7 protein-coding genes and 2 pseudogenes are annotated in these 6,669 nt (G+C 34.7%); 3 read left to right on the top strand and 6 right to left on the bottom strand.

All coding sequences use genetic code 11. The annotated features are described in order from the left end of the window. Both KW502_RS14210 and KW502_RS14205 read right to left on the bottom strand, forming a co-directional pair. Window positions 1-319 (bottom strand): transposase (locus KW502_RS14210; RefSeq protein WP_219041221.1); only part of this gene is annotated, 319 nt, incomplete at its 3' end. Between the two features lie 275 nt (window positions 320-594). After that, on the bottom strand, window positions 595-1,389 hold the full coding sequence (locus tag KW502_RS14205) for a hypothetical protein (protein WP_255554266.1): 795 nt from the start codon (window positions 1,387-1,389) through the stop codon (window positions 595-597). Between the two features lie 353 nt (window positions 1,390-1,742). On the opposite strand from KW502_RS14205, the gene KW502_RS14200 reads away from it, so the two are divergent. After that, the gene (locus KW502_RS14200; protein WP_219041220.1) at window positions 1,743-1,940 is read left to right on the top strand and encodes a hypothetical protein; all 198 of its coding nucleotides are present in this window, start codon (window positions 1,743-1,745) and stop codon (window positions 1,938-1,940) included. Next, window positions 1,906-2,261, top strand: a pseudogene (locus KW502_RS15485) (hypothetical protein); the annotation flags it as partial. The gene KW502_RS14200 and the pseudogene KW502_RS15485, both read left to right, overlap by 35 nt. A 133-nt stretch (window positions 2,262-2,394) precedes the next feature. On the opposite strand, the gene KW502_RS14195 reads toward KW502_RS15485, so the two are convergent. Beyond that, window positions 2,395-3,573, bottom strand: a complete 1,179-nt coding sequence (locus KW502_RS14195; RefSeq protein ID WP_219041219.1) for a hypothetical protein — start codon at window positions 3,571-3,573, stop codon at window positions 2,395-2,397. Window positions 3,574-4,457: 884 nt separating this feature from the next. Next, on the bottom strand, window positions 4,458-4,766 hold the full coding sequence (locus tag KW502_RS14190) for an antibiotic biosynthesis monooxygenase (RefSeq protein WP_219041218.1): 309 nt from the start codon (window positions 4,764-4,766) through the stop codon (window positions 4,458-4,460). Between the two features lie 152 nt (window positions 4,767-4,918). Between KW502_RS14190 and KW502_RS15480 the strand changes: the two are divergent. Then, window positions 4,919-5,020: pseudogene (locus tag KW502_RS15480) on the top strand (IS110 family transposase); the annotation flags it as partial. 210 nt (window positions 5,021-5,230) lie between these two features. Here the strand turns inward: KW502_RS15480 and KW502_RS14185 are convergent. Together KW502_RS14185 and KW502_RS14180 are read right to left on the bottom strand one after the other, a co-directional pair. Beyond that, window positions 5,231-5,602, bottom strand: a complete 372-nt coding sequence (locus KW502_RS14185; protein WP_219041217.1) for a hypothetical protein — start codon at window positions 5,600-5,602, stop codon at window positions 5,231-5,233. 215 nt (window positions 5,603-5,817) lie between these two features. Further along, entirely contained in the window at window positions 5,818-6,603 is a 786-nt protein-coding gene (locus KW502_RS14180) for an alpha/beta fold hydrolase (RefSeq protein ID WP_219041216.1), read from the bottom strand. Between the last annotated feature and the right edge of the window lie 66 nt (window positions 6,604-6,669).

Genomic DNA, 6,669 nt, shown 5'->3' with positions numbered 1-6,669 from the left:
ACCGGGCAATGGTATTGTGATCGGGTTTTAAGTTTTTAATCAGCCAGATCACTTCAATGTTACGATAAGCCTCTTTCTCCAATCTTCGGGAAGATCGCATCTGGTTCATATAGCCATAGATAAAGAGCTTGAGCAGGTCTGCCGGGTGATAGGGCGGCCTTCCCTGAGTGGCTATGGTCTGAAAGCCCATTTTTGATAAATCGAGCAAGTTTACAAATTGATCGATGAGTCGTACGCTATTCTCCCCAGGGATCATATCATCCAAACAGGTCGAATAAAGGCTGAGCTGTTCCCGGTCTTGTCCTTGTTGATATTCCATACCTTAAAAATAAACATACCAAAGATCATATCCTGAAAAATAATCGGTAAAGATGGCATGGTTTTGAGACAGTCTGACGGTTTTGGCTAGGCTTTGTTTGGGATGAAAATCGCCAAGATTTTCGAACACGTACTAAGCCGAAGCTTTTTTGGGATTTGTTTTTTTAATTTCACAAAGCCAAATCAACAAGATTTGGCGACTAAGTAAATATACACAAAACTTTGAGAAAGCACAGAACCCGCATAAAGTTTAGCCGGTGTTGGGCTTTCGTTATTTTATTTCAATTGTATGTGAATATGATCGTCATGTCTCACAGCTCTACAACCATGATATCGGATTTTATTATTTTTCAATTTGAGTCTATTTTTTAAATGAGGTTCAATAAATATTTTTCCGATATTACTTTGAACTAATATTGATTCAATTAATTTTTTTGTTCCATTTTCAGAGAAATTTAATTCAGGATTTATTTTTCCAAGTGTTAAGTATTTCGGATAATCATATTGAAAATATCCGCTATTCAAACATTTTTCAATTTGATTAAACTCATTATTTCTTGGTTCTACAAAACTTCCATAACCACTAACAGATTTTTGTTCATTTGATATTTTTCCATTTTCAGATTCATAGATTAAACTTAAATCTATTTTTTTACCGTCATTATGGCTCAAATGAGGTAGAAGAGGGAATTTATCAATGAAAGGAAAATTAGCATCTAAGTAATGTATTTCAATATTTGAATCCTTTAAACTGTATTCTACGTTTTTCAACAACTTGTTCATTTCAGGTTTTACATAATTTCTATTACATAAAATTGTCATAAAATTAGTTGGTTTTATTTTCTCAGAATTAACAATTGCTTCTCGACCAAATAAAGGAGCAGTAAAAGGTATAATTACAAAAGTCGTGAATAGATATATTATTAAAAATATAATACTTTTTCTCCCTTTAAAATTCCTTTTCAATTTTGAGTTTAGGTAAGAACTTAAAATATAAATTATTCCTCCAACTTGTGTCAGAATTGTTAAAATAACAACTAATAATAATTGTAAAATTCTTTTTATAATCAATTTTTCGATGTGTGTTTTAATGAAGCCCAACGTTGAGTATAACCGATGGGCGTGAATTAGGTGTTAATTTTCAAAATATAAATGACTTATGAATATACAAGAAACTTTCAAAAATGCAGAAACTAAGCCTGACGGTTGTACATCTTAAGTTTGATTCTTATTAAATTTAAACAATAAATCAGAAAGAACAAAGAGAGGATTAAGGTTCTGTTATACGGTGAAGCGTTAGACTTCGACAACATTGATAATCGCCTCTCTTTAACTACTGCAACCACGTTCAGTTCTATGAAGCTAGACCTCGTTTTCAAGTTGTTGTGATTACGGTAGTATGTTCTTTCATAAAATCAGTTCTTATGGATAAATATAAAGAAACTTTTGGAGTTGATATCAGTAAAGATGTTTTTGATGTTTATAGCAGTGAAGGAGGTCATTCTCAGTTTAAGAATGATTCTTCTAGATTTAAATTATTTGTCAATACATTAGCAGTAGACTCTTTGGTAGTAATGGAAGCCACAGGGTATTACCCCGACGATAAGGGAGTCAGCCAGTAGCGTAAGAGGTAGGAGTAGAATAAGTCTTGTCTCCGACGAGTGAAGAATGAGCAAGAGGAAGGCATCGTAACAAGAAACTCCGAAACCTATTATTTCTGTGTGCTTTCAATGCCTGCAAGCACAATAAGGGTTGCAGGGCAATCTATAAGCGAATTGTGGCCACTTGTCTCCGACGAATGAGGTACGGAAATAGAGGAAGACAGAAGCAAGAAACTGGCGTTGATTGCAGTGGCCAATAAGCTTTTAAAACAAGTTTTCGCTATTGCTAAATCAAGATTGCCTTATGATGAAAACTATGTAGCTGTTCTAGCAAAAGGATAGATAGAAAAAAAGAAGTAAATATTACAGCTAAGGTCTATTCGTATAGATGTTAGTACAGACTAATGATGTCTCAAATTTAATGTAGAGGCAACGTTGGTGTTTACCTCAGTTCTTTGTTAGGCACAGTACTTTTTTAAAATCCATAAGTTAACCTATCTATTGTGTATGTTCTGTCGACTGGGTTAAAATTGATAATATTTTTATATGCCGAGTCTGTACATATGAATAAGTCAGGTAATGTAGTATTCAAAACTTCTTCATTAGTAGCTATGTGCGTAATTGTAATTGATATATTATCCAAATAAGAGCCAGGATAATTGCTGTTGTTTGGATATTCGGGGTCAAAATACCCAAGATAGATGGTTACATTTAAATTATTTCTAATTTCTCCTTCCTTTTCATGATAGTAAATATCTCCAGAACCTTCAGCTGTTTCAGAAATAGTATCACTATCGTCAAACTTGTAATTGATTTCATAGTGCAATAAAACATTTGATGAAAAACCACAGTTACCTGCAGTTCCTGTTATTTCTAAATTAACTTTATATGTTGGCGCTAAAGTTTTGAAAGTTTCTTCATTTCCATACGCAATACCACTTTCATTCATAGCATATGCTCTCACATAATAAGTTGTGTTTTCTTGTAATCCAGTAATCTCTGAATTAAATTCATAGTTATTTGTATTATTTTCTATGTGGTTGTCGTCAATTGTGGGATTTTGAGAGGTACTCCAACATATTCCTTTGTTTATTATTGTTCCATCGCCATCATCATTAATTATTCCTCCGCTCGTTGCACTATTTAAAGCAATGTTTTCTATAGTTTTTGTCGTAATATTAATTTCTCCTATTACTGTTGTAAGTTCAATTTGATTACTATAATATTCGCCAGATGGGTTTACAAAAAATGCTCTCATATAATATTTTGTATTCCGTTCTAAATTATTTACTTCGGCTAAAATATTTTCTCCATTGACCTCTACGACAAAATCATCAGTCTTTGGAAGAGTTGTTTTGGCATAAACAAAACCTTGAGAAGTTACTGTGCTTTCACAAGTTGGGGAAATAATTTGTCCACTAAATGTTGCGCTAGTTTCTGTAATATTAGAAGCTTCTTCTGCAGATAAATCTGGTGTGTAAGTGCAATCAGGATTATTCTCATCATCAGAGTTTGAACAGGATGTAAATATGGTTAATAGAATTAAAATTTTAAATGTAAGTCTCATATCATAATTTTTTTGATTCGGTTTTTTCTTCGTATTGTGCCTAACAGATTGGCTATAACGCAGTAGCGCGCAAATAATCCATTTCATTTTTATTAATTTAACAAAAACCCCCGAACTTTTTGTTTTAGCCTAAACCCGAGCTATTGCTTATAGCTGTTGTGTGTGCCCAGCATGGGTATCTTTATCATATCTAAGATATGATATTAATCTAGAGGGTGCAGGTCCCTTATGGGCAGGGGTAACCCTTCGACTAGGCTCAGGACAGGCTCTTTGAACCATTAGTAAGCTGCAAGGGTGGTGACCGCGAGGTCACATCTGAAGAAATGCTTCGTATTCACGAATACCTTAAAAAAAGAATAAAAAAGGGGTGAGTAAAGCGGGACTACAAACCCCGGTACTGACCGTACTGACCCTTCGACGCTGCTCAGGATAAACCAAGCAGGAACCGGATAAGAGGCTATAAGGTTGGATGAGCAAGCACATCATTGTGATGTCCTAAACGTTTCTTTGGAAATGAATACCGAAGTAGTAGATCCGGCAGGAATCAGGGGAAAGAAGATGTCCTTACCTGGAGGACGGAGCGTAAAGAAAATGTCTTGTAGACATTTTTAGCGAACGGGCCAGCATGCCGCGCGGGAATATCACGGGTTGGTACAGGAGAAGTCAGCAGCGGTCATAGTACCTAAAGGAAACGCGTTGCAGTAAAGCTGCATAGGTCTCACAATTAGGGAAGGACTGAACATAATCCTTTCGGAAATTAGAATAGGAGCATTGTTTTTCATTCATTGGGTGAGCGAATCCCAAGAAAATCTGTAGCCTATTCATAAAGTACGAAATAGTTTCAATTGGTGTAAAGAGCGAGTGAAAAGATGGATTATGAACCGCTGTATACGAGACCCGTATGTACGGTGGTGTGAGAGGCGCACTCCGTCAGTTACTGGCGGAGCCGTCTACTCGATTGTACACAGTTTTTATTTCCGTTTTTTTAAATAATCAAACTCATAAAATGTCTCTCTTAATGGGTTAAAAGCTGCTATTTTTTTTGAAATTTCAGATTTTGACGCAGTTTCTTGGGCAAATTTATCAAACTTTTCTTTAGATGCCCAAGTAGCTTTATTGATGACTATAGTTTTCTCTTCATTAGTGAGAATCTGAGAAGATATAAAACCAGGACTAGAATTCACTTCTTTTTCAAAAAATTCTTTAATCAATGAGTACAAAGTTTGAAACTTCTCCTCTTGTATTTCAAAGCGGACTAAAACGTGATAGGTGTTTTTCATTTTGTAAAATTTTAATTATTATTTAAATAAGCTTGAAATTTAGGTAATTCTGCATTAAACTATTCTTCGTATTTAGTAAATTCAAGAGCATTTATATTTCTAGCTTGCGTTTTTAGTCCAATGTTCTTTTGGAATTGCATTTTTCATATCGTCAGAAAACAGCATTAATAGCTGTGTGTAATAAGCTGCTTAAACAAGCTTTTGCCATAGCAAAATCAGGACTACTTTATGATGATTCTCATAGAAGTAATTTATTAAAAATTAAGGAGTTTTACTTGTTTTTTACCACAGTACTTTGTGCGTATTGCACAACCTCTTTCTTAATCAAATTTAAAATTAATAGTAGACTTCAATAACACCATACCCTTAGAAAGCAACAATTTAACTATTCCTAAAAATCAGAATAATCCTCTTTTCTTAGAAATTTAGACTTGTGCAACGGTTACCATTGTTGGCAGCTGGCTTTATTCTCTCATTTTTTTAACGATTTTTATCTGCTCTTTGATAGCTTTTTCGGTTCCCATAATGTCTTTTACATATAAAATCATAATTTTCTTTTTATCCATATTTGTTTCATTAAGATTTTCATTGGCAAAATTCATTAAATTATTGCTTTTTGCTTTCAAAATTTCTTTTGATTCTACTAAATCTGAAAGAGGCACAATTAATTTATAATCCACCAACTCAAGTTTGGAATTTGAAATAGCATTCCAGGCATTTGTTTTTATAGAAGCAACGTTTACACCACCTACTTTTAAAATAGTTTGCATAATACTTATATCTTTATTACTTGAATAATGCTGCAAAGTATCAATTAACGACTCCTGTAAAGGCATTAAATCATTTGCCCGCCTGAAACTTCAATTTGTCGAGCATTTTTCCATCATGAATATTCTGTACATAAAAAAGTCAGTACAGCACCAATAGCATCAGATAAAGCAACTCGACTTAATGCAGTATTTAAAGCAATAGTTTTGTTCCTATTTTTAGTATCTCGAACAACTCCGCCACCAAAATCGGTTTCAATTGCCCAGGCGCAATTATGTTTGTTCTATTTAGCCAACTCCATAAGCATTACAGAAAGCTCGTTGGGCATGGTAATCATGGCATCATGACCTGTATTCAATGTTAAATACTTCCAACCTGGTTTATTTTTGAGCGCGTCGCTTCTATCTTTTAAAACCGAAAGTTGAGGATTTGTACAGGCGATGTAAACCATGGGAAGCCCGTTGCCAAAAGCGTGCTGTAGCTGTAATGGTTGGCCAAAGGTCATATAAGGTTGAGGGGTCAACCTTGCATTTACCCATTCAACCTTTTCAATATCAGAAACGCCAAAATATGTTGAGGATATAGGGGCGAAATGTTCCTTTTTATCAAAAACTTTCATCTTTTTGAGCTGTTCTGATCTAGGTTCTGAAGTTATCGGGCTCTCTCCATCGTGTACGAGCATGGCATCCAGAAAGATCAATTTGTTCAGTCGTTCCGGTATGCTATCGGCTACACCGGTAATTACAGAACCAGCATAGCTATGCCCCACTAAAACAACATTCTCCAGATCCTCCATCACTATCAAGCTAATGATGTCGAGGATGTGGGTTTTCAAACTTATACTATCATTTAGATTATGCCTGTGCTCGCCCATGCCACTCAAGCTGGGAGTATAAGTTGCAAAATCTTCCTTGATCAAATTTTCTTTGACGTCTTTCCAGCACCATCCGCCGTGCCATGCACCGTGTACTAGAACAAAGGTAGGGTTATCGCTTTTTGATTGCGCAAAATTTATTTGAACAGTAAAGGCCAGAATTAAAAACAGAAGTACTCTCATTGTATTTTTCATTATATTAGTTTTTGACAAAATTAGTTTTAACAAATAGAAAGGACAATATCTCACCCGAAAGTGAGT

It is taken from the genome of Mesonia aestuariivivens (genome assembly GCF_019311235.1).
Lineage (GTDB): Bacteria > Bacteroidota > Bacteroidia > Flavobacteriales > Flavobacteriaceae > Mesonia > Mesonia aestuariivivens.
The sequence above is the reverse complement of the archived record's forward strand: the minus strand, read 5'-3'. Positions and strand labels throughout refer to the sequence as shown.

Coding starts and splice junctions, on each gene's coding strand:
- KW502_RS14190 (WP_219041218.1), bottom strand. CDS start 4,766: ATGAAAAACACCTATCACGTTTTAGTCCGCTTTGAAATACAAGAGGAG.
- KW502_RS14185 (WP_219041217.1), bottom strand. CDS start 5,602: ATGCCTTTACAGGAGTCGTTAATTGATACTTTGCAGCATTATTCAAGT.
- KW502_RS14195 (WP_219041219.1), bottom strand. CDS start 3,573: ATGAAATGGATTATTTGCGCGCTACTGCGTTATAGCCAATCTGTTAGG.
- KW502_RS14200 (WP_219041220.1), top strand. CDS start 1,743: ATGGATAAATATAAAGAAACTTTTGGAGTTGATATCAGTAAAGATGTT.
- KW502_RS14180 (WP_219041216.1), bottom strand. CDS start 6,603: ATGAAAAATACAATGAGAGTACTTCTGTTTTTAATTCTGGCCTTTACT.